This window comes from Streptomyces sp. SCA2-17 (assembly GCF_044336695.1).
The window spans coordinates 542718-566184 of record NZ_CP117521.1 but is presented as its reverse complement, the minus strand read 5'-3'; the positions used below and the strand labels follow the sequence as shown (position 1 = coordinate 566184).

At 74.3% G+C, this 23467-nt stretch carries 18 protein-coding genes; 8 read left to right on the top strand and 10 right to left on the bottom strand.

Annotated elements, in window-relative coordinates; all coding sequences use genetic code 11:
• Positions 1-225 precede the first annotated feature (225 nt).
• On the top strand, positions 226-2940 hold the full coding sequence (locus tag PS271_RS02430; RefSeq protein ID WP_398379670.1) for an ATP-binding protein: 2715 nt from the start codon (positions 226-228) through the stop codon (positions 2938-2940).
• Positions 2941-2991: 51 nt separating this feature from the next.
• On the opposite strand, the gene ku is transcribed toward PS271_RS02430, so the two are convergent.
• A complete protein-coding gene (ku, locus tag PS271_RS02425; RefSeq protein WP_398379668.1) occupies positions 2992-3993 on the bottom strand; it encodes a non-homologous end joining protein Ku in 1002 nt (333 codons plus the stop codon).
• A gap of 41 nt (positions 3994-4034) precedes the next feature.
• On the opposite strand from ku, the gene ligD (PS271_RS02420) reads away from it, so the two are divergent.
• The gene (gene ligD / locus PS271_RS02420) at positions 4035-4940 is read left to right on the top strand and encodes a non-homologous end-joining DNA ligase (RefSeq protein ID WP_398379666.1); all 906 of its coding nucleotides are present in this window, start codon (positions 4035-4037) and stop codon (positions 4938-4940) included.
• A gap of 9 nt (positions 4941-4949) precedes the next feature.
• Here the strand turns inward: ligD (PS271_RS02420) and ligD (PS271_RS02415) are convergent, their stop codons facing one another.
• Complete coding sequence (gene ligD / locus PS271_RS02415; protein ID WP_398379664.1) at positions 4950-5924, bottom strand: non-homologous end-joining DNA ligase; 975 nt, start codon at positions 5922-5924, stop codon at positions 4950-4952.
• A 10-nt stretch (positions 5925-5934) separates the two neighbouring features.
• Positions 5935-6963 carry a PHP domain-containing protein gene (locus PS271_RS02410; RefSeq protein WP_398379662.1) on the bottom strand — a complete coding sequence of 343 codons (1029 nt, stop codon included), beginning with the start codon at positions 6961-6963 and terminating at the stop codon, positions 5935-5937.
• A gap of 145 nt (positions 6964-7108) precedes the next feature.
• Between PS271_RS02410 and PS271_RS02405 the strand changes: the two genes are divergently transcribed.
• A complete protein-coding gene (locus PS271_RS02405) occupies positions 7109-8581 on the top strand; it encodes an FAD-dependent oxidoreductase (protein WP_398379660.1) in 1473 nt (490 codons plus the stop codon).
• 38 nt (positions 8582-8619) lie between these two features.
• Here PS271_RS02405 and PS271_RS02400 read toward each other — a convergent pair whose 3' ends face one another.
• Positions 8620-10056 carry a lipase maturation factor family protein gene (locus tag PS271_RS02400; RefSeq protein ID WP_398379659.1) on the bottom strand — a complete coding sequence of 479 codons (1437 nt, stop codon included), beginning with the start codon at positions 10054-10056 and terminating at the stop codon, positions 8620-8622.
• Between the two features lie 70 nt (positions 10057-10126).
• Here PS271_RS02400 and PS271_RS02395 point away from each other — a divergent pair, with 70 nt between their 5' ends.
• The 5 genes from PS271_RS02395 (at position 10127) to PS271_RS02375 (ending at position 18882) form a co-directional block, all read left to right on the top strand.
• Positions 10127-12229 carry a SpoIIE family protein phosphatase gene (locus PS271_RS02395; protein ID WP_398379657.1) on the top strand — a complete coding sequence of 701 codons (2103 nt, stop codon included), beginning with the start codon at positions 10127-10129 and terminating at the stop codon, positions 12227-12229.
• A 158-nt stretch (positions 12230-12387) separates the two neighbouring features.
• A complete protein-coding gene (locus PS271_RS02390; RefSeq protein ID WP_398379655.1) occupies positions 12388-14286 on the top strand; it encodes a methylmalonyl-CoA mutase family protein in 1899 nt (632 codons plus the stop codon).
• A complete protein-coding gene (scpA, locus tag PS271_RS02385; RefSeq protein WP_398379653.1) occupies positions 14286-16487 on the top strand; it encodes a methylmalonyl-CoA mutase in 2202 nt (733 codons plus the stop codon). The genes PS271_RS02390 and scpA overlap by 1 nt, the downstream gene beginning before the upstream one ends.
• Positions 16488-16502: 15 nt before the next feature.
• On the top strand, positions 16503-17501 hold the full coding sequence (gene meaB, locus PS271_RS02380) for a methylmalonyl Co-A mutase-associated GTPase MeaB (RefSeq protein WP_398379651.1): 999 nt from the start codon (positions 16503-16505) through the stop codon (positions 17499-17501).
• Between the two features lie 73 nt (positions 17502-17574).
• A complete protein-coding gene (locus PS271_RS02375; protein WP_398379649.1) occupies positions 17575-18882 on the top strand; it encodes a CAP domain-containing protein in 1308 nt (435 codons plus the stop codon).
• Between the two features lie 39 nt (positions 18883-18921).
• On the opposite strand, the gene PS271_RS02370 is transcribed toward PS271_RS02375, so the two are convergent.
• From PS271_RS02370 to PS271_RS02345, 6 genes are all read right to left on the bottom strand, one after another.
• On the bottom strand, positions 18922-19989 hold the full coding sequence (locus PS271_RS02370) for an enoyl-CoA hydratase/isomerase family protein (RefSeq protein ID WP_398379647.1): 1068 nt from the start codon (positions 19987-19989) through the stop codon (positions 18922-18924).
• 9 nt (positions 19990-19998) lie between these two features.
• On the bottom strand, positions 19999-20406 hold the full coding sequence (locus PS271_RS02365) for a type II toxin-antitoxin system VapC family toxin (protein ID WP_398386633.1): 408 nt from the start codon (positions 20404-20406) through the stop codon (positions 19999-20001).
• A 291-nt stretch (positions 20407-20697) separates the two neighbouring features.
• Positions 20698-21252, bottom strand: coding sequence for a COG1361 family protein (locus tag PS271_RS02360; RefSeq protein WP_398379645.1), 555 nt, complete (start codon positions 21250-21252; stop codon positions 20698-20700).
• 49 nt (positions 21253-21301) lie between these two features.
• Positions 21302-21898 (bottom strand): hypothetical protein, encoded by a 597-nt coding sequence (locus PS271_RS02355; RefSeq protein WP_398379644.1) that lies wholly within the window; start codon positions 21896-21898, stop codon positions 21302-21304.
• Positions 21899-22183: 285 nt separating this feature from the next.
• Positions 22184-22504: a nuclear transport factor 2 family protein gene (locus PS271_RS02350; RefSeq protein WP_398379642.1), complete on the bottom strand. Its 321-nt coding sequence runs from the start codon at positions 22502-22504 to the stop codon at positions 22184-22186.
• Between the two features lie 153 nt (positions 22505-22657).
• Positions 22658-23398, bottom strand: coding sequence for a TVP38/TMEM64 family protein (locus tag PS271_RS02345; RefSeq protein WP_398379640.1), 741 nt, complete (start codon positions 23396-23398; stop codon positions 22658-22660).
• Positions 23399-23467 lie beyond the last annotated feature (69 nt).

The following is a 23467-nucleotide window of genomic DNA, read 5'->3' as shown; positions in this document are numbered from 1 at the left end:
CCATAATGGCCTCGCGCTTCGAATTCCGAATGTGTTTACGAAACGTATGAATATGTGTTCGGCGTACGTGGGGCGTGTTTCCCCTGTGGTCCCCGTGCTGCGCGGAGGCGCCGGAGGCGGCCGGGGCGAGGTCACGCTCCCGGGTGGTCCGTCTGCCGAACCCTGCCCCTGGCCTCACGGACGGGGCTAGGCTCGCCCCACCACATCTTCCGGGGAGACAACGCCATGTCAGGGCATCAGCGTGAACAGAACGCATCCGCCGCCCTGTTCGAGCGGAAGCTCGAGCTGCAAGCCGCCGTTGACGCGGTGCGAAGGCTGTGCGGGACCGAGACCGAAGGGCGGCCCCGGATCGGCGGCCTGCTGCTCTACCGGGGCGAAGCAGGCCTGGGGAAAACGGCGTTGCTCGCCGAGGCGCGCAGGAAGGCCATGGCGGAGGAGAAGTGCACCGTCCTCTTCGCCCGCGGCAGCGAGTCCACGCAGCCCGTCCCCTTCCACGTCGTCCGCCAGCTGTTCCAGCCGGTGCTGGCGCCGATCTCCGAGACCGACCGCAAGGAGCTGCTCGCCGGCTGGCACGAGATCGCGGGCCCCGCGCTGGGCATCGTCCCGCCGGTCGGCCAGCAGGACCCGCAGGGCGTCCGCGACGGCATCGACTTCCTCGTGACCAAGCTCGCCCGCCGCCCGGAGCCCCTGGTGATGCTGATCGACGACGCGCACTGGGCCGACGCCGAATCCCTCACCTGGCTCGGGTACTTCGCCGCGCGGCTGCGCGAGACGCCCCTGCTCGCCGTCATCTCCTACCGCCCCGAGGAGCTGACCGAAGCCGCGCCCATCTTCCACGACCTGGTCGCCACGCGCGGCGCCCGCCCCGTGGAGCTGCGCCCCCTCACGCCGGAATCGGTCAGCCGGCTGGTGTGCGACTCCTTCCCGGAGCCTTGCGAGGCTCCTTTCTGCCGTGAGGTCTGGGCCGTCACCGGCGGAAACCCCTACGAGACCGTCGAGTTGATCGCCAAGGCCAAGGAGCGGGGCCTCAAACCGGTCGAGGAGTCGGCCGCTCTCCTGCGCGACCTCGGTGCCGCGTCCCGCGGCAGCGGGCTGGTGGCCCGCCTGGAGCGGCTGGGCCCCGCCGTCACCCGCTTCGCCTGGGCGTCGGCCGTCCTCGGCACCGAGATCCAGCCGTCCCTGGCCGCCAACCTCGCGGGCATGGGCCCGGCCCAGGCCGCCGAGTGCGCCGACAAGCTGCGCCACGCTCGTATCCTCGCCGGCGCCATCGACCTCGAATTCGTCCACCCCCTGATCGCGACCGCCATCTACGCCTCGATCCCGCCCGCCACCCGCACCGCCATGCACGGGCAGGCGGCCTGGTCCGTCACCGAGGCGGGCCTGGGCGCCGCTGCGGCCTCGCGCCACCTGCTGGAGGTCCACCCCGACCACGACTCCGAGCTGGTCGAGCAGCTGCGCGTCGCCGCCCGCGAGCACCTGGCGGTCGGCGCGCCCGACGCGGCCCGCCGCTGCCTGGAGCGCGCCCTTCAGGAGCCGCCGCCCGAGGAGGAGCGGGCCGCGGTCCTCTACGAGCTGGGCTGCTCCGCGCTGCTCACCTCGCCGCCGACCACCGTCAACCACCTCAAGACAGCGCTCTCCCTGCCGCACCTCACCGAGGAGCTGCGCCTCGAGGCCACCTACCGGCTCTCCCAGGCCTACGCCCACAACAGCCAGCTGCGCGAGGCCGCCGCGGTCGTCAAGGAGCAGGCCGACCGCACCCCGCCCGGCCCCGGGCGGATGCGCCTCCAGGCCGCGCACTATCTGTGGCAGGGCATCCAGGTGGAGGAGCAGGACTCGCTGGCGCGTTCGCGCCGCATCGCGGAGCTCGCCGAGCGCCTCCCCGGCCGGGACAACACCGAGCGCACCCTGCTCGCGCTGCGCGGCTTCGACGGCATGATCCGCGGTGAGGACGCCGTGCAGGTGGTCGAGAACGTCAAGCGCGCCCTCGTGGAGGGCCGGCTCGCCGACGGCATGGGCTGGACCAACACCGAGTGGGGCTTCGAGGTCCCCAGCATCATCGGCATCACCCTCGCCTACACCGACCGGCTCGACCAGGCCGAGGAGCTCTTCAAGGAGGCCGTGACGGCTTTCGAGGTCTCCGGCTGGAGCGGTGGGCACCTCGCCTTCGCGCACGACTTCCTGGGCCTGGTCTTCCGCCGCCGCGGCGAGCTGGACGAGGCCGAGGCGTTCCTGCGCGAGGGGCTGCGGCTGGGCAAGCGCCTCGGCCCGGGCCTGCCGATCCACTGGGACGGCGCGTGCCTGCTGATCGACACCCTGCTGGCCCGCGGCCGGGTCGACGAGGCCCAGGCCTTCGCCGAGGAGAACGGTTTCCGGGCGCCGTACACCCCCGCCATCGTGCTGCCCGACGCCGCGTCCCTGGCCGGGCGGCTGCTGCTCGCCCAGGGCCGTAAGAAGGAAGCGATCGCGGAGCTGGAGGCCGCCGGGCGCAAGCTGGAGGAGCGCGGCCGGCACAACACCATCTGGGCTCCGTGGGCGCTCGACCTGGCCGTCGCCGTGGCCGACGAGGACCCGGAGCGGGCCCGTACGCTCGCCGACAAGGCGGTCCGGCACGCGGCGGTGTTCGGCACGGACACGGCGGTCGGCGACGCCCTGCGCCGGGCGGCCCTCGTCGCCGAGCCGCACGAGGCCCTGGTGAAGCTGGAGAAGGCCGTGGTGCACCTGCGCCGCTCGCCGTGCAAGTACGAGCTCACGGAGGCCCTGGTCGCCCACGGCGTGGCGCTGCTGGGGGCCGGGAAGCTGCCCGAGGCGGCCGAGCGGCTGCGGGAGGGCCTGGAGACGGCCGAGCAGTGCGCGGCGGACGGGCTGATGGAGACCGCCCGGAAGGCTCTTGCCTCGGCGGTCTGCGAGGGCGTCGCACCGGCGGGTGACACGGTGCGGTGAGCGGGGCGGGTCCGCGCCGATGCTGATCGGCGCGGACGGGCCGGGCCGGGGTCACGAGGCGGCGCGGCGGCCGCTCTTCTTGGTCGCCGCCGTCTTCTTGGCGGTCTTGGCCGTGGTGCTCTTGGCGGTGGTCTTCCTGCCCGTGGAGGCGGTGGAGGCCGCCGCCGTCTTCTTGGCGGCCGTGCGCTTCCGCGGCTCTGCCGTCTTCTTGGCGGTGCCGCGGGCCGTCTTCCCTGCCGGGGCCGTCTTCTTGGGGCCCCGCCCCGGCCGTTCGGCCTTTTCGCCGGGCTTGCGCGCCGCGCTGTCGATGGAGGCCTGGAGGGCGGCCATCAGGTCGATGACGTTGTCCGGCGCGGGTGCCGTCTCCTTCTTGGGGACCGGGCGGTCGGACAGGTGGGCGTTGATGAGCTCGCCCAGGGCGATCTCGTACTCGTCCTCCAGCTCCTCCAGGTCGAACTCCTCGGAGAGGGTGTCCATCAGGCTCGTGGCCATCTTCAGCTCCTGCGGCCGCACCGTGACCGAGGAGGGCGGGGCCAGGTCGCCGGCGTCGCGGATCTCGTCCGGCCAGTACATGGTGTGCAGCGTGAGCAGGTCGCCGTGGACCCGCAGCAGGGCCAGGGACTCCCGGGTGCGCAGTGCGATCTTGGTGACGGCGACGCGCTCGGTCTGCTTGAGGGTCTCGCGGAGCAGGACGTAGGGCTTGTTGGCCGCCGCGCTCTCGGGCGCGAGGTAGTAGCCGCTGGACAGCTGGAGGGGGTCGATCCTGCCGGAGTCGACGAAGGCCAGCACGTCGATGAGCTTCTTGCTGGGCAGCGGCAGACCGGCCAGCTCGTCCTGGGTGACGACGGCGGTGTGCCCCTCGTCGTCCTGGTAGCCCTTGGCGATGTGCTCGTAGTCGACCTGCTCGTCGCAGACCTCGCAGACGCGCTTGAGGTGGATCCGGCCGCCGTCCTTGTCGTGGACCTGGTGCAGCCGGACGCCGTGTTCCTGGACGGCGGCGTAGAGCCGCACCGGCACGGACACCAGTCCGAAGCCGATCGCACCTTTCCACATGGTCCGCATAGTTTTATCCCTCCACGGGGAATTCCTACCTTATGTCTGTCTCTCCCGAGCGGCAGGCGGTGGAGATCGAGGGCCACCGGCTGGCCCTGACCCACCTCGACCGGGTGCTGTTCCCCGCGTCCGGCCACACCAAGGCGCAGGTCCTGCGGTACTACGCGCGGATCGCCCCGGTGATGGTGGCGCACACGGCCGACCGGCCCGCCTCGTTCGTCCGCGCCCCGGAGGGCCCCGCCGGGCAGAGCTGGATCGCCAAGAACCCGCCCGGCGGAGTGCCCCGCTGGGTGCGGGTGGTGCCCGTGGAGCACCGCGAGGGCGTCACCGAGCAGGTCGTGCTCGACACCACGGCCGCCCTGGTCGCGCTCGCCAACCTCGGCGCGTACGAGGTACACGTCCCGCAGTGGACCGCGACCGCGGGCCCCGACGGCCACGACCGGCTCGTCCTCGACCTGGACCCCGGCCCCGGCACCGACCTCGTGGTCTGCTGCCGGGTGGCCCAGCGGCTGCGCCAGCTCCTCGACGACGACGGCCTCACCGCCCACGCCGTCGTCTCCGGCTCCAAGGGCCTGCACCTGTACGCACCCGTGTACGCGGCGGCCGGGCGGGCGGCGGGCGGCTACGCCAAGGAGCTGGCGGCCCGCATGATGGGGGAGCACCCGGGGCTGGTCGTCGTGTCGATGGCGCGCGTCGAGCGCCGGGGGAAGGTGCTCATCGACTGGTCGCAGAACGCGAGCGCCAAGACCACGGCCGCCCCGTACACCGTGCGGCTGCGGGAGGGCGCCCCCGGCGTCGCCGCCCCGGTCACCTGGGACGAGGTCGCCGCGTGCCGGGACCCGGCCGACCTCGCCTTCACCCCCGAGCAGGTGCTGGACCGGGCGGAGACGTACGGCGACCTGCTGGCCCCGCTCACCGGCGACGCCACCCGCGCGCACCTCCCGTAACGGCCCGCGTCAGCCGAGCCGGGTCAGGTCGGGCCGCAGCCGGTGCCACACGGGGTGGCGGAGGCGGCCCGCGGACGTCCACCCGGAGAAGACGACCTCGGCGACGAGCCGGGGCTCGACCCAGTGCGCCCCCGGCACGTCCACGGGCCCCGAGAACGGCGGGTCCGCACGTGGGATCACCGACAGGTACCGGGCGAGGTCCCGGCGTTCGCGCTCCGACAGCCCCGACCCCACGGACCCCGCGTACCGCAGCCCGCCCGGCTCCTCCACTCCCGCGAGGACCGCGCCGGGCAGCCCGGACAGTGCCCCGCGGCCCTCCGCCCAGCCCCCGATGACCACGTCGATCGTGACGACGTGCTTGGTCTTGCGCCATTCGGAGGACCGGATGCCGGGGGTGTAGACGGAGGTGAGCTTCTTCGCCACGACGCCCTCGAACCCGCCTTCGAGCGTGGCGTGCCAGGCCTGCTGCGCGTGGCCCGCCACGTACGCCGGCACCGACCAGGCGGGGCCCGCGAGGCCCAGGCCCTCCAGGACGGCCCGCCGCTCGGCGTAGGGCAGGTCCAGCAGGGACCGGCCGCCGAGGTGCAGGACGTCGAAGAGCATGAGGCGGACGGGGTACTCCGCCGCGAGGCGGGCCGCGCGGCGCGCGTCGGTGACGCCCATGCGGCGCTGGAGCAGGCCGAAGTCCGGCCGCCCGGCCTCGTCGAGGACGACGATCTCGCCGTCGAGGACCGCGGGCCGGCCGTGCAGGTGCCCGCCCAGGGCCCGCAGCTCGGGGTAGGTGACGCCGGCGTCGTTGCCGGCCCGGGTGACCGGCCGTACGGTGCCGTCGCCCGCGACGCCCACGACCAGGCGGATGCCGTCCCACTTGACCTCGAACGCCCAGGCCGCTTCCTCGCCCGCGGCCGGCAGCGGCCCCGGTGTCGCGAGCATCGGGCGGATCGCGGGCGGCGCGGCCGGGGCGCGCCCGGCGGTCGGGGACATCGCCCGCCGCCTACCGCTGGCCCCGCTTGTCCCGCGTCCATTCCAGCAGCTCGGACGCGGTCCACGTGGTGATGATCCGCTCGGCGGGCACCCCGCACTCCTCGGCCCGGGCGCAGCCGTGGATCTGCCAGTCGAGCTGGCCGGGGGCGTGCGCGTCGCTGTCGATGGAGAACAGCACGCCCGCGTCGAGGGCCTGGCGGATCAGCCGGCGCGGCGGGTCCAGCCGCTCCGGCCGGCAGTTGATCTCCACGGCGGTGCCGAAGCGGGCGCACGCGGCGAAGACCATCGCCGCGTCGAACACCGACTCCGGCCGCCCCCGCCCGGCCGACAGCCGCCCGGTGCAGTGCCCGAGCACGTCCACGAGCGGATTGGCGACGGCACCGACCAGCCGGCGGGTCATGGCGTCCGCGTCCATGCGCAGCTTCGAGTGGACCGACGCCACGACGACGTCGAGCTCGCCGAGCAGCCCCGGCTCCTGGTCGAGGGAGCCGTCGTCGAGGATGTCGCACTCGATGCCGCGCAGCAGCCGGAAGCCGTCGCCGAGGCGCTCGTCCACCTCGGCGACGACGCCGAGCTGGGCGCGCAGCCGCTCGGCCGTCAGGCCGCGGGCGATCGTCAGCCTGGGGGAGTGGTCGGTGAGCACCGCCCACTCGTGGCCGACGTCCCGCGCCGCCCGGGCCATGGCCTCGATGGGGCTGCCGCCGTCGGACCAGTCCGAGTGCATGTGGCAGTCGCCGCGCAGGGCCGCCCGCAGCGCCTCGCCGCCCTCGGCCAGCGGCTCCCGCGCCGCCTCCTCTTCCAGTTTGGCCAGGTAGCCGGGCACGCGTCCGGCCAGGGCCTCGGCCACGACGGCCGCGGTCTTGGGGCCGATGCCCTTCTCGGCGGTCAGCGTGCCGGCGGTCACCCGCCGCCGCAGCTCCTCCTCCGGCAGCCCCTCGACCACCCCGGAGGCCGTGCGGAAGGCCTTCACGCGGTACGTGGGCGCGTCCGCGCGCTCCAGCAGGAAGGCGATCCGGTCCAGCGCCTGCACCGGGTCCATCGCACCACCGCCTCCTCGCCCCGCGTCCTGCGGCGGGCGCTCCTCGTCCTACGGTGCGCGCTCCGCGGCGGGTGCGCATGCCGCGGGGTGCACACGCGGGTGAACCCGTGAGTAGGCGCCGGGCGGGGTGGGGAGGGTCCGTGACATGAGCGCCCCTTCCTCCGCCGCCCCCTTCCCCAGCGAGGCCTCCTCCGCCGGCTCCCCCGGCGCTTCCCGCAGAGCCGGCCGCGCCGTGGTCCTCGGCGCGGGCATGGCCGGGCTGCTGGCCGCGGCCGCGGCGGCCCGCCACGTCGGCGAGGTCGTGATCGTGGAGCGGGACCGGCTGCCGGAGGGGCTGGAGCCGCGCAAGGGCCTGCCGCAGGCCCGCCACGCGCACCTGATGATGTCGGGCGGCGCCCGGGCCGTGGAGTCCCTGCTGCCGGGGACCATCGAGGCATGGGTGGCCGCGGGCGCCCGCCGGGTCCCGCTGGGGACCGGGCTGGTCGCGTTCGGCCCGCAGGGCTGGTTTCCGCGCTGGCCCAGCACGCAGTTCCTGATGGCCTGCACCCGTGACCTGCTCGACTTCGTCGTCCGCGAGAAGGTCCTGGCCCTGCCCGGGGTCGTGCTCCGCCAGGAGACCGACGCGCTCGCGCTGCTCGGCGACGCGCAGCGGGTCACCGGTGTGAAGGTCCGCACCGCCGGCAGCCATTCCGCCGAGGTGCTGGAGGCGGACCTGGTGATCGACGCCTCCGGGCGCGGCTCGCAGGCCGCGCGCCGCCTCAACGAGCTCGGGCTGCACCCCGCCCACGAGGAGACCGTCGACTCCGGCATGGTCTACGTGACCCGGATCTTCCGGGCGCCGCCGGGCAGCGAGCGCTTCCCTGTCGTCAGCGTGCAGGCGGATCCGTACGGCGCCATGCCGGGGCAGGGCGCGACGATGCTGCCCGTCGAGGGCGGCCGCTGGCTGCTCACGGCCTGCGGCACGCGCGGCGGCGAACCGTCGCGGGAGGCCGGGGAGTTCGAGCCGTTCGTCCGCAGCCTGCGCCACCCGCTGATCGCCGACCTGATCGCGGGCCTGGAGCCGCTGACCGACGTCCACCTCACCCGCAGCACGGTCAACCGCCGCCGCTACTTCGAGCGTCTGCCCTCCTGGCCGGAGGGCTTCGCCGTGCTGGGGGACGCCGTCGCCACCTTCAACCCCGTCTACGGGCAGGGCATGTCCGTGGCCGCCCACAGCGCGACCGCGATCCGCGGCCTCCTGGCCGAGCGCGGCGTGGACGCGCCCGGCCTGTCCCGGCGCATCCAGCGGGCGGTCGGCCGCGCCGCGAGCAGCCCGTGGGACCTCGCCACCGGCGAGGACATCAACTACCCCGGCGCGATCGGCGAGCGTCCCCCGGTCGCGGCCCGGCTGCTGCGGGGGTACGTCCAGCGGCTGATGCGCACCGCCACGGTGAACCCCGTCGTCATGCGCTCGCTCTACGACGTGATGACGCTGTCCGCGCCGATGACGGCCCTGGTCAGCCCGCTCGTCGTGTTCGGCGTCCTGCGCGGGCCGGGCGGCGAGGTGCGGAACGAGCCGTCGATCACGGAGGCGGAGCTGGCGTTGTGCGGGCTGGGACCGCGGGGTGGCGGTTCCTGACACGTACGAGTTGTGCCACCGCCGTGGCCGAACGCGCCTTACGAACCACCCTTCCGGAGCGCCACGGGGGGCAGGAATTCGCCCCGTAGTGTCCGGTGCCACCACGCGCCCGACTCGCGCCGTTCCTGCCACGTCGTGAAGCGGTAGAGGTACAGCCGCGCCCGGACGTGGGTCGGGGGCGCGGCGGGGAAGGGGTTGTGCCGCAGCAGGCGCAGCGTGTCCGGGTCGCCCGTGAGCAGCCGTTCCATGAAGGGGCCGAACCACGGCTCCGCGTACGCGGGGGAGATCCCCGCGAACCACATCATCCAGTCGAGCCGCAGGTGGTACGGGGCGTACTGGCGGGACAGCCGGCGCAGGTCGCCGGGCTTGCCCTTGAAGCCGTACTCCTTCCACACGGTGTCCGGCCCCACGCGCTCCTCGTCGGTGCCCTCGACCACCACCTCGTAGCGCCTGCGGTTGATGCTGCCGAAGGCGCCGTACGTGTTGACCAGGTGGAACGCGTTGAAGGACATGTTCATGCGCTGCTGCCGCGAGAGCATGTTGCGCACCGGCCACCAGCTCAGGACGGCCACGAGCGCGGTCGCGGCGATGACGAGGCCCTCGTACCAGCCCGGGGGAGGGGGGACCGGGGCGTGCCGGGGGAGGCCCAGGACGTCCGCCATGCCGACGCCGTCGACGGCGGCGAAGGCCATGACGATGGTGAGCCAGTTGAGCCAGGCGAAGTTGCCGGAGGCGACGAGCCAGAGCTGGGTGCAGATGATCACCGCGGCGGCCAGGCTCGCGTAGGGCTGCGGGGTGAACAGCGCGACCGGCACGACGAGCTGGGCGACGTGGTTGGCGCCCGTCTCGACCCGGTGCAGCGGCCGCGGCAGGCGGTGGAAGAACCAGCTCAGCGGGCCCGGCATGGGCTGGGTCTCGTGGTGGTAGTACAGGCAGGTCAGGTCGCGCCAGCAGGGGTCGCCGCGCATCTTGATCAGGCCCGCGCCGAACTCGACGCGGAAGACCAGCCAGCGCATCAGCCACAGCACGAGGACCGGCGGGTCCGTGCGCGCGTTGCCCAGGAACACCGCGAGGAACCCGGCCTCCAGCAGCAGCGACTCCCAGCCGAAGCCGTACCAGGTCTGGCCCACGTTGACGATCGACAGGTACATCGCCCAGAGGGCGGCCCACATCGCCATCGCCGCCCCCAGGGGCACCGCGTCCGCCGCGCCCGCCGCCACCGCGGCCGCCAGCGCGGCGCCCGACCACGCCCACGCCGCGAAGAAGCGGTCCGAGTAGTGCAGCTGGAAGACCCCCGGGGCGCGGGCGAAGGGCACATGGCGCACGCAGCGCGGCACCGGCAGCATGCCGCGCTCGCCGATCAGCGCCCGGAACTGGAGGGCTGCCGCCAGGAAGGCCACGAGGTAGAGGCCGGCGAGCCCGCGCTGCACCACCAGCCGGCTCAGCCAGTACCCCGGGGCCGTGAACCACTCCATGGCGTATCCGTACCACTCCGGAGCGCGCAGTCACATCGAAGAAACGGGCAAAAGGTGTCAGAGTAGCTCTATGGTTGATCGGGGAGCGACGCCTGCCACCGCACCGGCAGGTTCCGTGCCGGACGACTGGCCCGCTCGCCCGGAGGTCACGCTCGCCCTCAACCGCATGGGCGGCCTCGACTGGGACCTCGACACCGGCGTGCTGCACATGGACGCCTCCGCCCTGGAGCTCTTCGACCTGACCCCCGAAGAGTTCAACGGCCGCCTCTCGGGCCTGGCCGGCAAGGTGCTCCGCTCCGACTCCGCCGACCTCGACGCCCAGGTCACCCGCGCCCTGAAGGAGGGCCGCGAGACCTACAGCGCCTACTACCGCATCCGCGCCGCCGACGGCACGCTGCACTGGACCTATACCCAGGGGCGAATCCTGCGCGACGGGGAGGGCCACCCGCACCGCATCATCGGCATCGTCCGCGACGCCGCCGAGGAGCTCGGCCACTCCATCGGCAGGCGCGACGAGAACCGCCTGACGCACACCACCATCGTGGAGACCCTCACCGCCGCCCTCGCCCACGCCCGCACCGTCCAGGACGTGATCGACTTCTTCCGCGACGACCGGGCCGTCACGCACCTCGGCTCCGACCTGCTCGTCCTCGGCGTCGTCGAGGCCGGCCGCATCCACATGGTCGCCGAGGGCCCCGGCGAGCACTACATCCCCGGCACCCGCTGGACCCGCATCGACGACAACTTCCCCATGAGCGAGGTCATCCGCACGATGGCCCCGCGCTTCATCGAGTCCCGCGAGGAGTTCGCCCGCTCCTACCCCTGGCTGTGGGAGCGCATCCAGGGGTCCGGCATCTCCTCGGCCGCCTACCTCCCGCTCATCGCCCAGGCCCGCCCCGTCGGCGCCATCGGGCTGCTCTACCGGGAGACCCGCGGCTTCACCCAGCAGGAGCGCAACCTCCTGATCGCCCTCTCCAGCAGCCTCTCCCAGGCCATCGCCCGCGCCATGCTCTACGACCAGGAGCACGACCTCGCCGAGGGCCTCCAGCAGTCCATGCTGCCGCGCCGCATCCCCGAGATCCCCGGCGCGCAGATCGCCGTCCGCTACCGCTCGGCCCGCATGGGCCGCGACATCGGCGGCGACTGGTACGATGTGATCCCGCTGCCCGGCGGGCGGGTCGGCGCCGTCATCGGCGACGTCCAGGGGCACGACACCCAGGCCGCCGCCGTCATGGGCCAGCTGCGCATCGTCCTGCGGGCGTACGCCACCGAGGGCCACGCCCCGGCCACCGTGATGGCCCGCGCCTCCTCTTTCCTCCACGAGCTCGACACCGACCGCTTCGCCACCTGCGCCTACGCCGAGGCCGACCTGTCCACCGGCGTCGTCCAGCTCGTCCGCGCCGGCCACATCGACCCGCTGCTGCGGCACACCGACGGCACCTGCCGCCGCCTGCCCGTCTCCGGCGGCCTGCCGCTCGGCCTCTCCGCCCAGTTCGGCCGCCTCGACTACCCCGTCACCACCGTCGAGATCGACCCGGGTGAGACGCTCCTGATGTTCACCGACGGCCTCGTCGAACGGCCCGGCTCCGACCTCGACGAGGGCATGCAGGGCCTCGCCGCGGTCGTCCGCGCCGGCCCCTACGACCTCCACCAGCTCGCCGACCGGCTGTGCGACATCATCGGGGAGCGCGTGGGCGAGGACGACATGGCCGTGCTGCTGCTGCGCCGCGAGGGCGCGGCCAACCGGGGCGGCGGCCGGCTCCAGCAGCACATCGCCCCGGCCGACCCGGAGGCGCTCTCCGCGGCCCGCCACATGATCCGCGCGGCCGTACGGGCCTGGGGCGCGCGCGAGCGGTCCGACGAGATCGAGCTGGTCGCCGACGAACTGGTGACCAACGCCCTGATCCACACCGACAGCGCGGCCGTCGTGACCATCCGCATCATCACCGGGCCCGAACGGCGCGTGCGCGTCGACGTCGAGGACCGCTCCAGCACGCTGCCCCGGCGCCGCGAGCCGGGCGAGTCCGGCGTCTCGGGCCGCGGGCTGCTGCTGGTCGACCGGCTCGCCGACGTCTGGGGGGTCGAGTCGCGCGGGACGGGCAAGAGCGTCTGGTGCGAATTCGTGGTGCCGGGGCGGCACGAGGTGTATGACGAGGCGGACGGGGCGGTCTGACGGGGCGGCGGATCCGCCGCCGTGGCGGAATGGATGCTTCCGCCAGGCGGGGACTCCCGGGGCGACGACGTCCTCCACCGCGGCCATCAGTGGAAGAGGCCAAGGTCACAGCAGTTGCCACTGCTGGAAGGTGCCCCGGCTCCCCTAGCCTTCCCCCCATGACGGTCCTGCCTGACGAAGGCTTCCCCCTGGCCGCCGAGTTCCCGGACCCCACCCGCGAGCAGTGGCAGCGCCTGGTGGAGGGCGTACTGCGCAAAGCGGGCGCGGCTGACGCAACCGGCCCGGCCGCCGAGGCGGCCCTCGCCACCGAACTCCAGGACGGGCTCGCAACCGGCCCGCTCTACACCGCCGACGACGCCCCCGGCGCGGCCGGCGCCGCCGGATACCCGGGCTTCGCCCCGTTCGTCCGCGGCGGCCGGCCCGAGGGGACGGCCGCGGCCGGCTGGGACGTGCGCCAGCGCCACGCCCACCCGGACCCCCGGCAGGCCAACGAGGCCGTGCTCGCCGACCTGGAGAACGGCGTCACCTCCCTCTGGCTGACCGCCGGCCCCGCGGGCATCCCCGTGGACGGCATCGCCGCCGCCCTCGACGGCGTCTACCTCGACCTCGCCCCCGTCGTCCTCGACGCGGGCGCGGACTTCGAGCCGGCCGCCCGGGAGCTGCTGCGCCTGTACGACGAGCGTGGCCTGGCCCCCCGCGCCGCCCTCGGCAACCTCGGCGCCGACCCCCTCGGTACCCTGGCCCGCACCGGCGGCGACACCGGCCTCGACGGCTTCCTGGCCGCCGCGGCGGACCTCGCCGCGCTGTGCGCCGACGGCCGCCCGGGCCTGCGCGCCCTGACCGTCGACGCCCTGCCCTACCACGAGGCCGGCGGCTCCGCGGCCGAGGAGCTCGGCTGCTCGCTCGCCACCGGCGTCGCCTACCTCCGTACGCTCACCGCCGCCGGGCTGACGGTCGATCAGGCATGCGCGCAGCTGGAGTTCCGCTACGCGGCTACTGCCGACCAGTTCCTCACCATCGCCAAACTGCGCGCCGCCCGCAGGCTGTGGGCCCGCGTCGCCGAGGTCAGCGGGGCCGGCGCCGCGGGTGCCGCGCAGCGCCAGCACGCGGTCACCTCCACGGTGATGATGACCCGCCGGGACCCGTGGGTGAACATGCTCCGCACCACCGTCGCCTGTCTCGGCGCGGGCGTCGGCGGCGCCGACGCGGTCACCGTCCTGCCCTTCGACGAGGCCGCCGGCCTGCCCGACGCCTTCGCCCGCCGCGTCGCCCGCAACACCTCCTCGGTGCTGCTGGAGGAGTCCCACCTGGCCCGGGTCATCGACCCCGCCGGCGGCTCCTGGTACGTCGAGCGCCTGACCGACGAGCTCGCGCACGCCGCCTGGGCCTGGTTCCAGGAGCTGGAGCGCGCCGGCGGCCAGGCCGCTGCGCTGCGCTCCGGCCTGGTGGCCGAGCGGCTCGCCGCCACCTGGGCCCGCCGCTCCGCCGACCTGGCCACCCGTCGCGAACCCGTCACCGGCGTCAGCGAGTTCCCGAACCTCGGCGAGCAGCCGCTGCACCGCGAGCCCGCGCCCGCCGCTCCCGGCGGCGGCCTGCCCCGGGTCCGGCGCGACGAGGCCTACGAGGCCCTGCGCGCCCGCTCCGACGCCCACCTCGCCGCGACCGGCGCCCGCCCCCGCGTCTTCCTCGCCGCGCTCGGCCCCGCGGCCGCCCACACCGACCGCGCCACCTTCGCGGCCAACCTCTTCCAGGCCGGCGGCGTCGAGCCCGTGCACGACCCCGCCACCGTCGACGCGGCCTCCGCCGCCGAGGCGTTCGTCCGCAGCGGCGCCGCCGTGGCCTGCCTGTGCTCCAGCGACAAGCTCTACGCCGAGCAGGCCGAAGCCGTCGCCGCCGCCCTCAAGTCCGCGGGCGCGCAGCGGGTGTTCCTCGCCGGCAAGCCCGCAGGCGAGCAGCGCGAGGCGTATCTGCGGGCCGGGGTCGACGCGTTCGTCTTCGCCGGCGGCGACGCCGTCGCCGTCCTTTCCTCCGTCCTCGACAGCATGGGAGTCGCGTGATGCCGATCCCCGACTTCTCCGGCATCGGCCTGGGCCCCGCGCACGCCGCCCCCGCCGACCCGGGCCAGTGGCGGGCCGCCCTGAAGGAGGCCACCGGCAAGAGCGCCGAGGACCTCGTCTGGGAGACCCCCGAGGGCATCGGCGTCAAACCCCTCTACACCGCCGACGACCTGCACGGGCTCGACTTCCTCGGCACGTACCCCGGCATCGCCCCGTACCTGCGCGGCCCGTACCCCACCATGTACGTCAACCAGCCCTGGACGATCCGGCAGTACGCGGGCTTCTCCACCGCCGAGGAGTCCAACGCCTTCTACCGCCGCAACCTGGCGGCCGGTCAGAAGGGCCTGTCCGTCGCCTTCGACCTGCCGACCCACCGCGGCTACGACAGCGACCACCCGCGCGTCACCGGCGACGTCGGCATGGCGGGCGTCGCCATCGACTCCATCTACGACATGCGGCAGCTCTTCGACGGCATCCCGCTGGACCGCATGAGCGTGTCGATGACGATGAACGGCGCCGTGCTGCCCGTCCTCGCGCTCTACATCGTCGCCGCCGAGGAACAGGGCGTCGCGCCCGACAAGCTGGCCGGGACCATCCAGAACGACATCCTCAAGGAGTTCATGGTCCGCAACACCTACATCTATCCGCCGGCGCCCTCGATGCGGATCATCTCCGACATCTTCGCGTACACCTCGCAGAAGATGCCGCGCTACAACTCCATCTCCATCTCCGGCTACCACATCCAGGAAGCCGGCGCCACGGCCGACCTGGAGCTCGCCTACACCCTCGCCGACGGCGTGGAGTACCTCAAGGCGGGCATCGGGGCCGGCCTGGACGTCGACGCGTTCGCGCCCCGGCTCTCCTTCTTCTGGGCGATCGGCATGAACTTCTTCATGGAGATCGCCAAGCTGCGCGCCGCCCGCCTGCTGTGGGCCCGGCTCGTCAAGCGCTTCGAGCCGCAGAACACCAAGTCGCTGTCGCTGCGCACCCACTCGCAGACCTCGGGCTGGTCGCTGACCGCGCAGGACGTCTTCAACAACGTGGCCCGCACCTGCGTCGAGGCCATGGCCGCGACCCAGGGCCACACCCAGTCCCTGCACACCAACGCCCTGGACGAGGCCCTCGCCCTGCCCACCGACTTCTCCGCCCGCATCGCCCGCAACACCCAGCTGCTGCTCCAGCAGGAGTCCGGGACCTGCCGGGTCATCGACCCGTGGGGCGGCAGCGCCTACGTCGAGCGGCTCACCCACGACCTCGCGCGCCGCGCCTGGCAGCACATCGAGGAGGTCGAGGCCGCGGGCGGCATGGCCAAGGCCATCGACGCGGGCATCCCCAAGCTGCGCGTCGAGGAGGCCGCGGCCCGCACCCAGGCCCGCATCGACTCCGGCCGGCAGCCGGTCATCGGCGTCAACAAGTACCGGGTCGACAGCGACGAACAGATCGACGTCCTCAAGGTCGACAACTCCTCCGTGCGCACCCAGCAGATCGAGAAGCTGCGCCGCCTGCGGGAGGAGCGCGACGAAACCGCTTGCCAGGACGCCCTGCACGCCCTGACCCGCGCCGCCGAGGCCGGCACCGGCCAGGGCCTCGAAGGCAACCTCCTCGCCCTCGCCGTGAACGCCGCCCGCGCCAAGGCCACCGTCGGTGAGATCTCCGACGCACTGGAGAAGGTCTACGGACGGCACGCCGGGCAGATCCGTACGATCTCCGGTGTGTACCGCGAAGAGGCAGGCCCGTCGTCCGGCGTGGAGCGCACCCGCGCCCTCGTCGAGGCGTTCGAGCGGGAGGACGGCCGCCGCCCCCGCATCCTCGTCGCCAAGATGGGCCAGGACGGCCACGACCGCGGCCAGAAGGTCATCGCCACCGCCTTCGCCGACCTCGGCTTCGACGTCGACGTCGGCCCGCTCTTCCAGACGCCCGAGGAGGTCGCCCGGCAGGCCGTCGAGGCCGACGTGCACATCGTCGGCGTCTCCTCGCTCGCGGCCGGCCACCTCACGCTCGTCCCGGCGCTGCGCGAGCAACTGGCCGGGCAGGGGCGCGAGGACATCATGATCGTCGTCGGGGGCGTCATCCCGCCGCAGGACGTCCCCACGCTCCTGGAGATGGGCGCCGCCGCGGTCTTCCCGCCCGGCACGGTCATCCCCGACGCCGCCCACGACCTGCTGAAGACCCTTGCAGGGGTCCTCGGCCACGAGCTGTGAGCAAGGGCTCCTGACATGGCGCGGACGATCGACATCGACGCCTACGTGAAGGGCGTGCTCGACGGCAAGCGCGCGGTCGTCGCCCGCGCCATCACGCTCGTCGAGTCCACCCGGGCCGACCACCGGGCCCTCGCCCAGCGGATGCTGACCGAGCTGCTCCCGCACGCGGGGGCGGCCCGGCGGATCGGCATCACCGGCGTGCCCGGCGTCGGCAAGTCCACCTTCATCGACGCCTTCGGCACCATGCTGACCGGGCTCGGCCACCGCGTCGCGGTCCTCGCCGTCGACCCGTCCTCCAGCAGGACCGGCGGCAGCATCCTGGGCGACAAGACCCGCATGGAGCGGCTCGCCGTCGACCCCGCCGCGTTCGTGCGGCCCTCGCCCACCGCCGGCACCCTCGGCGGCGTCGCCCGGGCCACCCGCGAGACCATCGTCGTCATGGAGGCCGCGGGCTACGACGTGGTGCTCGTGGAGACCGTCGGCGTCGGCCAGTCCGAGACCGCCGTCGCCGACATGGTCGACAGCTTCCTCATGCTCACCCTCGCCCGCACCGGCGACCAGCTCCAGGGCATCAAGAAGGGCGTCCTGGAACTGGCCGACCTCGTCGCCGTCAACAAGGCCGACGGCCCCCACGAGCGCGACGCCAAGGCCGCCGCCCGCGAACTCGCCGGCGCGCTGCGCCTGCTCCAGCCGCCGGACGCCGCATGGAACCCGCCCGTCCTCACGTGCAGCGCCCGCGAGAACACGGGCCTGGACACGGTGTGGGAACGGCTGGAGCAGCACCGGCGCGTCATGGACAGCACGGGCGCGCTGGCCGCCCGGCGGCGCGATCAGCAGGTCGACTGGGTCTGGACGATGGTCCGCGAACAGCTCATGGACGAGCTGCGCGACCATCCCGCCGTACGGGCCGAGCGCCCGGGCGTCGAACAGCGGGTGCGCGAGGGCACGCTGCCGGCGGGGCTGGCGGCGCAGCGGCTGCTGGAGGCGTTCCGTAACAGCCCCGCCGGGGGTTGAGGGAACCTCACCGACGGACCGCACGTTTTCCACCGCACCGGCCGAAACGCGGCCGGTGTTCGGAGGAGCAGCGATGAACGACCTCGCGGCCGGAGGCAACGCGCCGTTGCCCGACGGCGCACTCTCCCTCCGCGTACCCGGCCCCTTCGACCTGTCGGTCATCGTCACCGGCGAGAACGGAAAGGTCGCCGGGGACGCCGACTTCGTCTTCTACAACCAGCCGGCCGCCCCCGGCGCCCGGCTCGCCGGTGACACCGTCACCGTCGATCCGCGGGGGCTGCGCGCAGGTGCCGCGCGGGTCACCGTCGTGGTCAGCCCGGCGGAGCCCGGCACGCGGCTCGGGGCGCTGCCCGTGCCCGTCCTGACCGTCGCCGGAAGCGGCGGCGGGGTCCTGGCCCGGTTCGTGCCGCCGCGTCCCGGGCCGGAGACGGTCCTGCTGCTCGCCGAGCTCTACCGGCGCGGCACGGGCTGGAAGATACGCGCCCTGGGCCAGGGGTACGCGGACGGACTCGCGGGCGTGGCCAGGGACTTCGGCGTGGACGTGGCCGACGACGGCACGGACTCCGGGAGGAACGCCGGCGAGCCGGCGCCCCACGCGGCGCCGGGCCCCTCCGACGCCTTCACCGCCCTCGTGAACGCCGAGCGGATCCCGGCCGGGCTGCGGCCCGTGACTGCCGACGGCCGGCTCGCCACCGCGGCCCGCGCGCACGCCGCCGCCATGGCCGCGCAGGGCCGGCTCGCCGCCGAGGGCCCGGACGGGACCTCGCTCCACCACCGCGTCGCCGCGGCCGGATACCGCTGCCTGACCGTGGCCGAGCACCTCGTGTCCGGGCCGCGCACGCCCGCCGAGTTCGTGGCGTACTGCCTCGCGGACCCCGAGCGCGCCCGGCCCTTCCGCGACCCGGCCGTCGTCCACGCCGCCGCGGCCCATGTCAGCGGCCCCGGCGGCGACATCTACTGGACGGCGCTGTGGGCCGCGCCCATGACACCCGCGGGCCTGGCCCTGCTGACCGCCGAGGTCACCGTGCTCACCAACGCCGAGCGCGGCGCGGCCGGGCTGCGCCCGCTGGCCGGAGACCACCGGCTCGCCGCCGCCGCGCAGGCGCACAGCGACGACATGGTCGCCCGCGACTTCTACGCGCACACCTCGCCCGAGGGGAGTCAGCCCTGGGACCGGGCGCGGGCCGCAGGAGCCCCGCACCCGGGGATCGGCGAGAACATCGCCTGCGGGCAGCGCAGCGCGGCGGAGGTCGTCCAGGGCTGGATGAACAGCCCGGGCCACCGTGCCAACATCCTCAAACCGGACTTCGCGTACATCGGCATCGGCTACGCCACCGGCAGCAGCGCGGGCACGTACTGGACGCAGCTGTTCGGTACGTGAGCGCTTCGCTGGAAGCGTGGTACTCCGTCTGCGGGTGCGTCAGGCGGGGACGGGCCGGGGCCGCTGGAGACCGAGTCCGGGCCCGGTCGTCGGCGCGAAGTGCCGCGCCACGTCCGCGTCCGTTACGTCCTCCAGCTTCGCCGGCCGCCACCGCGGCTTGCGGTCCTTGTCCACGACCTGCGCGCGGATGCCCTCCAGCAGGTCGGGGTCGGCCAGCGACGCGCACATCACGCGGTACTCCTGCTCCAGCACCTCGGCCAGGCCGGGCAGCAGGCGCGCGCGGCGCAGCGCGCTGAGCGTGACCTTGAGCGCCGTGGGCGACTTGCCCAGGATCGCCTCCGCCGCTTCTTTCGCCTCGGCCACCCCGCTGTCCGCCAGCCGCCCGAGGATCTCCTCGACGGTGCCGGCGGCGTAGCAGCGGTCGATCCAGCCCTGCTGCGCGGCGAGCCCGGAGGCGGGGGCCGGCGTGGCGAAGGCCCGTACGGCGTCGGCCGGTTCCGTGTCCGCCAGCGCCGCCGTGAACTCCGCGAGCCGCGCGGCCGGCACGAAGTGGTCGGCGAACCCGGCGTGCACGGCGTCGCCCGGGCCCATGCGGGCGGTGGTCAGCGCGAGGTGCGTGCCGAGCTCGCCGGGGGCCCGGGAGAGGAGGTGGGTGCCGCCGACGTCGGGGGCGAAGCCGATGCCCGTCTCGGGCATGGCCACCGACGAGCGCTCGGTGACGATCCGGACGGCGCCGTGCGCCGACAGGCCGACCCCGCCGCCCATCACCAGGCCGTCCATGAGGGCCACGTAGGGCTTGGGGTAGGCGGCGATACGGGCGTTGAGCCGGTACTCGTCGCGCCAGAACTCCCGGGAGGCCGCGCCGCCACCGGCGCGGACGTCGTCGTGCACGGCCCGGACGTCGCCGCCCGCGCACAGGCCGCGCTCACCCGCGCCGTCGAGCACGACCGTGGCGACCGCGGCGTCGCCCTCCCACGCGTCCAGGGCGGCGGCGACGCGGCGGACCATGGCGTGGGTCAGGGCGTTGAGCGCCCGGGGCCGGTTGAGCGTGATGCGGCCGACGCGCCCTTCGCGGCGCAGGAGCACGGCGTCATCGGTGCTGGTCATCGTGCCCCCTCACCGGGTGGTCGCGGCCGCGTCGGTGATGCCCCGGATCGGGCAGCGCGGCCCGGTGGCGCGCAGCAGCCGCAGGTCCGCCGTCACGAGGGTCGCGCCCAGCTCCTCGGCGACGGCGACGTAGGCCGCGTCGTCCGGCGTGAGGTTGTCCTTGAGCTGCCACATCCGGCCCAGCAGCGGCTCCACGGGGACCTTCCGCAGCGTCAGGCCCGGCAGCCGCCCGGCGACTTCGGCGACCCGCTCGGCGGTCACCTGCCCCGCCAGGTATATGCCGCGCAGCGACTGCATGACCTCCACCAGGATGTGCTCCGGGGCGGCCCAGTCGGCGTCCGCCGCGAGCGCGGCGCGGGCGCTCTCGCCCCGCGGTCCGTCGTCGGCGAGGGCCAGGACGAGGGCGGAGGCGTCCACGACGATCAAGGTGTCTCCCAGCGGGTGTGCCGTCCGGCGGGCCTTTGTGAACGCGCCGGTTGCGACGCGTTCCCCTTCCGCCGGACTCACGCCGTGGTGGTGCTTCGCCGCCGCGGCGGGCCCGCTTCCCCGGGCGGGACGACCCGGGAAACCGGGTGCATCTCCGGGAAATGAGCCGCCGCAACGGCGCGCAACCACGACGGTGGCTGTCCGGCGGTGCCGAACGCGCTGCAGCCCCACCCTAACCAGGCGCGTGTGCCGGGTGGTTCAACGGTCCGGCGTGACGCAGCGTCACCCTACCGAACCGGTCCAGTGGACCGTCTCCCGTTCCTGGCCGAAGCCCGGCCGCACGGCGACGTTCAGCCGGCCGAGGCCGCCCGGCGGGACGTCGAAGGCGAACGTCGCCGTGCCCGACCCCTTCGGCTCCAGGGTCCCGGTGAACGGCGTGCCGACCCCGCTCGCGCTGTCGAAGACCTGCTGGGCCCGGTCGGCCTTGGCGCCGGACTCCAGGGTGACGAGGACGCCCGCCGTGTCGAGGGGCTCCTTGCCGCCGTTGCTGAGGGAGACCGTGAACCTGACGGGCTGGTTGCCCGCCTCGTGGCCGAGGGCGGTGCTGCTCGGCGTGAACTTCGCCGGCCGCGTCACCGTCACCTTCAGGCCGTCGCGGTACTCATAGGTGTCCCCGAAGGAGGCCGTGCGGGACTGCGGGGAGGCCGACGGGCCGCCCGAGAGCGTGATCGTGGTGCCGGCCTTGCCGGAGGAGCCCCCGCAGGCCGCGGCCGCCGTCACCACGGCGGCCGCGGCCGCGAGGGCCACGGCCGCCCGCGGCGGCAGTCTCGTGCCCATGTGCACAGCCTGCGCCGAGCCGCGGCGCCGCGCATCCGGAGGGCCGGTGTCAGCTCCCCAGGGCCTTCTTCACCTTCGTCACCTGCGGCCCGGAGTCCTGGGCCGGGATCTGCCAGCGGAAGGTCTTGCCCTCGCCGTCCGTGTAGGTGAGGGTGCCGCCGCGCTGCGCGGCGGTGATGTCGAAGGTGCGCGCCCGCAGCTGGGTGGCGCCGGCCCGGATGGGGCCGCCCGCGTCGAGGCCCGGCAGGAAGATGTTCGGCTCGCTGCTGACGGCCTGGCCGTCCGCGGCTATCCACTGCCAGCCGCCCTTCTCGGTCGGCGTGGTCTCCGCGGCGGCCACCTCTGTCATGGGGCGCTCCTGCACGGCGATCACCGCGTACAGGCCGTGCGAGGGCTTGTCGGTCGCGGTCTTGGCCGCGTACACGACGCTGACGGGCGTGATGTCGAGCTTGCCGCCGCCGCCCGCTCCGACGGTCTCCGTGCCCTTGCCCATGGCCAGGGGCTCCGCCGACGGCCCCGCGGGCGCGGCCGAGGGTGATGACCCGTCCGACTTCACGGTCTCGGCCTTCGTCTCGCTGCTGCACGCGGCGAGCGACAGGGCCGCGGCGAGGCTGAGGGCGGTGACGGTGACGGCAGTGGTGCGCATGCATCCCCCGGAGGTTCGGGTTACGTGAGGTACGAACGGACCGGGGAACCGTACCCTCGGTAACAATCCCTCAAGCGCCGATCTGCATCAATCGTGACCAGCCCGCTACCGTCCCGGTATTGCCGTGGGGCACCTCATCCCACTAAGGCGCCCCGAAACGGTACGAGCCGGACTTGTGGGGCCCCCGCCCCCATGTCAGCTCACGTCCCCGGCCGCGTGCGGGCTCAGCACACCGGCCGTCACCAGCGCGAACAGCACCAACCTGCGGCCGCAGCAGACCTCACGTCAGGCCTGTCCCGTCTCGAACCGGGTCACCTTTCCGCCGTCGACGGTGAAGTACCACTTGGTGCGCATCTCGCCCCACGTGTCGTTGCGGTAGCGGGCGACGAGGGCGTGGCCGTCGTCGCTCTCGGACTCGACCTCCATGTGGCCGTTGACCGTGAAGATCTCGCGGTCGGCCCACTGGGTGAGGTCGCGGTCGGTACCGTCGTCGGCCATCGTCGCGCCCGGCGCGAGGGACTCGTGGAAGGCGGTGCGGTCGCCCGCGTTGAGGGCGCTCACCAGCGTCCGGACGGCGGGGTTGGAGAGCTGATCGACGGGGATCACGGGACGGCTCCTCTCGGCGGGGTGTCCAGGACAGGACAGCACTCCGGCGGCAGCCGCGCGCGCCGGGCCCGCCCGGATGGCGGACGGCCGTGCACCGCGTTCGCCGACGGTTCCGCAGCCGGCCCGCCGACGTCCGGAGTCCCCGCTACGGCGCTACGACCGCGACAGGCGCCGCGCCGCCAGGCCCTTCTTGCGCCATGCCACGATCACCGCCGCCAGACCGGTCACCGCGATGAACGCCGTCGCCCCGAGGAACGCGGGCGACGTCGGCGCCGTGGCGTGGCTGCCGGCGATCACGTACGCGGCGGTGGCGGGCGCGCTGCCCAGCGCGGTCGCCAGCAGGAACGGCGTCCACCGCATCCGCGACACGGCGGCGCAGTAGTTCGCGGCGGCGAACGGCACGCCCGGGAAGAGCCGGACGGCCATCATCGAACGGAAGGCGTGCCGGCTCAGCTGCCGGTCCGCCGCCCGCAGCCACTTCCCGCGCAGCATCGGCCGCAGCGCGTCCTGCCCCAGCAGGCGGCCCAGCCCGAACGACGCGGCCGAGCCGAGCACCGTGCCCACGACCGCCGCCGCCGTCCCCGCGGGGGCGCCGAACAGCGCGCCGGCCGCGATGTTGAGGATCGGCCGCGGAACGAACGCCGCCGTGCACACCCCGTACGCCGCGGAGAACAGCACGATGGCCGCGCCGCCCGACAACTGAGGCCAGCCCGAGGTGAGCAGCCGCTCCGGGTGCAGGGCGAGCACCGTGGCCGCGGCGGCGGCCAGCAGCGCCACGAGCAGGCCCAGACGGAACCACGCGGACGGCCGGGCGCGCGGACGGCGCTCGGCGGGGCCGGTGCCGGGGGTGGGCGCGGCGGCGGGGCCGGGGGAGGGCGCGGCGGGATCGGGCATCGCTGGAGCCTAACCGACAGGGATATAAAGCGGTCGTCATCCCGGAAAGACGGGGCGGGCGCGGAACAC

Bases quoted from the DNA above. Each gene is read 5' to 3' on its own strand.
- meaB (WP_398379651.1), top strand. From the start codon at position 16,503: ATGGCGCGGACGATCGACATCGACGCCTACGTGAAGGGCGTGCTCGAC.
- PS271_RS02345 (WP_398379640.1), bottom strand. From the start codon at position 23,398: ATGCCCGATCCCGCCGCGCCCTCCCCCGGCCCCGCCGCCGCGCCCACC.
- ligD (WP_398379664.1), bottom strand. From the start codon at position 5,924: ATGTCCCCGACCGCCGGGCGCGCCCCGGCCGCGCCGCCCGCGATCCGC.
- PS271_RS02410 (WP_398379662.1), bottom strand. From the start codon at position 6,963: ATGGACCCGGTGCAGGCGCTGGACCGGATCGCCTTCCTGCTGGAGCGC.
- PS271_RS02430 (WP_398379670.1), top strand. From the start codon at position 226: ATGTCAGGGCATCAGCGTGAACAGAACGCATCCGCCGCCCTGTTCGAG.
- scpA (WP_398379653.1), top strand. From the start codon at position 14,286: ATGCCGATCCCCGACTTCTCCGGCATCGGCCTGGGCCCCGCGCACGCC.
- PS271_RS02360 (WP_398379645.1), bottom strand. From the start codon at position 21,252: ATGGGCACGAGACTGCCGCCGCGGGCGGCCGTGGCCCTCGCGGCCGCG.
- ligD (WP_398379666.1), top strand. From the start codon at position 4,035: ATGTCTGTCTCTCCCGAGCGGCAGGCGGTGGAGATCGAGGGCCACCGG.
- PS271_RS02375 (WP_398379649.1), top strand. From the start codon at position 17,575: ATGAACGACCTCGCGGCCGGAGGCAACGCGCCGTTGCCCGACGGCGCA.
- PS271_RS02390 (WP_398379655.1), top strand. From the start codon at position 12,388: ATGACGGTCCTGCCTGACGAAGGCTTCCCCCTGGCCGCCGAGTTCCCG.
- ku (WP_398379668.1), bottom strand. From the start codon at position 3,993: ATGTGGAAAGGTGCGATCGGCTTCGGACTGGTGTCCGTGCCGGTGCGG.
- PS271_RS02400 (WP_398379659.1), bottom strand. From the start codon at position 10,056: ATGGAGTGGTTCACGGCCCCGGGGTACTGGCTGAGCCGGCTGGTGGTG.
- PS271_RS02355 (WP_398379644.1), bottom strand. From the start codon at position 21,898: ATGCGCACCACTGCCGTCACCGTCACCGCCCTCAGCCTCGCCGCGGCC.
- PS271_RS02370 (WP_398379647.1), bottom strand. From the start codon at position 19,989: ATGACCAGCACCGATGACGCCGTGCTCCTGCGCCGCGAAGGGCGCGTC.
- PS271_RS02395 (WP_398379657.1), top strand. From the start codon at position 10,127: ATGGTTGATCGGGGAGCGACGCCTGCCACCGCACCGGCAGGTTCCGTG.
- PS271_RS02405 (WP_398379660.1), top strand. From the start codon at position 7,109: ATGAGCGCCCCTTCCTCCGCCGCCCCCTTCCCCAGCGAGGCCTCCTCC.